This is a genomic window from Intrasporangium sp. (assembly GCF_035280925.1).
Classification (GTDB): Bacteria; Actinomycetota; Actinomycetes; order Actinomycetales; family Dermatophilaceae; genus Intrasporangium.
The window spans coordinates 1-2,948 of sequence record NZ_DATEEY010000009.1 but is presented as its reverse complement, the minus strand read 5'-3'; the positions used below and the strand labels follow the sequence as shown (position 1 = coordinate 2,948).

Here is a 2,948-nt window from a genome sequence, read left to right as displayed (position 1 = left end):
ACCTTCCGCGAGCTCACGTCCCTCCGCTTCGCGGTCGGTCTGGTGGCGCTCGCCGTGATCGCGCCAGTGACCCGGACGTCGGTGCAGATCGGGACCGGCTCCATCGGGAGCATCGTCGTGCTCGCCCTCGTGCCGGGCCTGCTCGCCCTCCTGCTCTACTACCGAGGCCTGCACAACACGCCGGCGTCGCGGGCGACGCTCGCTGAGCTCGCCTTCCCGATCACCGCGGCCGTCGTCGGGGTCGCGGTGCTGGGTCGCAGCCTGGACCCGACCCAGTGGCTCGGCTTCGCCATCGTGCTCGCAGCAGTGGTCGGCCTGGCCCTTCACGAGCGGCGCAGCGAGCGACCTGCCGTGGCCACGCCCGACCGCGCCGACGAGGCGATCGGCGTGCGGGGCTGAGCCATGTTCTTCGAGGACTTCGCCGTCGGCCAGACCTTCACCAGCCAGGGCCGGACCATCACGGAGACGGATGTCGTGCTCTTCGCCGGGTGGAGCTGGGACACCAACCCGCCCCACACCGACGCGGAGTCGATGGAGGAGAGCCGATTCGGTGAGCGCATCGCGCACGGGATGCTCGGCCTCTCGGTCGCCATGGGTCTGGCGTCCCGGCTCGGCATCTTCGAGGACAGCTCGATCGCGCTGCTCGGGATCGACGACTGGCGGTTCCACGCACCCATCCGCATCGGCGACACGGTCCACGTCACGGTCGAGATCACGGGCACGCGGCTGACGAGCCCAGGTGACGCCGGCATTCTGTCGCGGTACTTCACCCTGGCCAACCAGGACGGTGTCGTCGTCCAGTCCGGCGACATCGGGCTCATGGTCGCGACCCGGCCACCACTGAGCTGAGCCTCGCCACGGAGCCGGCTCAGCGGCATACGGCTGGCCGTGTTTGTTGGGTGCCCCAGGCGTGGGTACGCGCCCGGGGCACGTATCACTCCGCGGACCCCCGCGGGGCGTGCCCACGGAGGTGAGACCCATGCACACGGTTGAAGCGATGCTGGACACGTACCCGAAGGACTTGGGCGACGTCGACCGCGCCAAGCTCACGGCCTGCATCCAAGCCTGCTACGAGTGCTCGCAGACCTGCACCGCCTGCGCGGATGCGTGCCTGGGCGAGGACATGGTGGCGGACCTCGTCAAGTGCATCCGCACCAACCTCGACTGCGCGGACATCTGCGCGACCACCGGGGCCGTCCTGTCCCGGCACACCGGCTACGACGCGAACGTGACGCGTGCCGTGCTCGAGGCATGCGCCATGGCGTGCCGGGCGTGCGGGGACGAGTGCGAGCGCCATGCCGGCATGCACGAGCACTGCCGCGTGTGTGCCGAGTCGTGCCGCCGCTGCGAGCAGGCCTGCCGAGACCTCCTCGGTGCGTTGGACTGACCGCTCGCTCCGGCTCCGGCCGCCGACGCGAGCGACTGCGCGTAGCGTCCAGACGGGCGCGGTGCGACGACGGCCGGGTCGGATGGTGTCCGTCGCCTGAGTGAGGTCCGAGGACGCTGCTCTTCAGCAAAGGTGCGTCCTCGGGCACCGTTCCAGTGCGCCGATCCAGCCTACGATTCCCGTGTGCTGGCCCGGATGCTCAAAGGGCCCGCTCCGGTCATCGCCCTGGTCGGCGTCGCGGCCGTGGTGGGTGCGCTCCAGGGCGGCTTCACCGACCTGCTCGTCTACCAGCACGGAGGGCGGATCGTGCTGGACGGGCTGCCTCCGGAGTCGCGCGACCCGGTGACCGGGCTGCGCTTCACGTACCCGCCCTTCGCGGCGGTGGTCATGTCGCCGCTCGCGCTGCTGCCCGCCTGGCTGACGGCAGGCCTCTGGACCGGGGCGTCGGTGGGCGCACTTGCCGCAGTCGTGGCCCTCGTGCGTCGCGTCCTCGACCGGCCCGCGCCCGGCTGGCTCGTTGCGCTCCTTGCGCTCGGCGCGGTCGCCCTGGAGCCGATCTGGCAGAACCTCGCGTTCGGCCAGGTCAACATCCTCATCATGCTGGCCGTCCTGGTCGACCTGCTCCGGCCGTCGCACCGCTGGTCCGGAGTGCTGGTCGGGGTCGCCGCCGGGGTGAAGCTCACCCCGCTCGTGTTCATCGCCCTCCTCCTCCTCGTGGGACGTCGCACGGCCGCGAAGCGCGCCATCCTCACCTTCGCCGGCACTGTTGCCGTCGGCTTCGTGGCGAACCCGGGTTGGTCGGCGAGCTACTGGGGCCATGGCCTCGTCGACGCCGGCCGCATCGGGCCTCCCGCCCTGGCCCACAACCAGTCGGTCTACGGCGCTCTCACTCGCCTGCTCGACGCCAGGCCCTCGATCCTGCTCTGGCTCGCGTTCGCCGTGCCCATCACGGTCGCAATCCTCGGCGTCGCCGTCCGGTGGTGGCGACGTGGCGACCCGCTCCTCGGTGCCTGCCTCGCGACCGTGGCGATGCTCCTCGCCTCACCCATCTCCTGGTCACACCACTGGGTCTGGGCCGTGCCGATCGCCCTGGTGCTGGGGGAACGCCGCCGGTTGGCTGCCGTCGCGTGGACCCTGGCCTTCGTCGCCCGCCCGATCATCTGGCCCGGCTACGGCGGGGGCCGCGAGTACGCGTGGACGCCTCTCGACCACATCGTCGGCAACGCCTACCTCCTGGCGGCGGTTGCCTTCGCAGCGTGGGCGGCCCCCACCGACATCGTGGTCCCTCGGGTTTCCAGTCGATTGGGCGGACTACACTCTCGATTCCGCGTACCGTCGAGGCGTGCGAGGCGGAACGACCGCGAACCGGATGGAGTACGTCACCTGGGGTGACGGGCGCAGGACCCTGCTCTTCCTCCAGGGTTCGCCGACGAGCTCGGTGCCCAGCGGTATGTGGGCGAGCATGCGCCAGAGGTACTTCCGGCCCTACGTCGAGGCCGGCTACGCGGTCTGGATGGTCACGCGACCGCGAGGGATGCGGCCGGGACACAGCGTCGCAGAC

The 2,948-nt window shown here is 71.0% G+C and carries 5 protein-coding genes; all 5 read left to right on the top strand.

The features are described from left to right. Window positions 1–399: DMT family transporter (locus VJN29_RS00615; RefSeq protein ID WP_324141422.1), on the top strand; the 399-nt coding region annotated here is incomplete at its 5' end. A gap of 3 nt (window positions 400–402) precedes the next feature. After that, window positions 403–849, top strand: a complete 447-nt coding sequence (locus VJN29_RS00610) for a MaoC/PaaZ C-terminal domain-containing protein (protein ID WP_324141421.1) — start codon at window positions 403–405, stop codon at window positions 847–849. A 130-nt stretch (window positions 850–979) separates the two neighbouring features. Further along, window positions 980–1,387 (top strand): four-helix bundle copper-binding protein, encoded by a 408-nt coding sequence (locus VJN29_RS00605; RefSeq protein ID WP_324141419.1) that lies wholly within the window; start codon window positions 980–982, stop codon window positions 1,385–1,387. A gap of 183 nt (window positions 1,388–1,570) precedes the next feature. Beyond that, window positions 1,571–2,779: a glycosyltransferase 87 family protein gene (locus tag VJN29_RS00600; RefSeq protein WP_324141417.1), complete on the top strand. Its 1,209-nt coding sequence runs from the start codon at window positions 1,571–1,573 to the stop codon at window positions 2,777–2,779. After that, window positions 2,730–2,948: hypothetical protein (locus VJN29_RS00595; RefSeq protein ID WP_324141415.1), on the top strand; the 219-nt coding region annotated here is incomplete at its 3' end. The genes VJN29_RS00600 and VJN29_RS00595, both read left to right, overlap by 50 nt.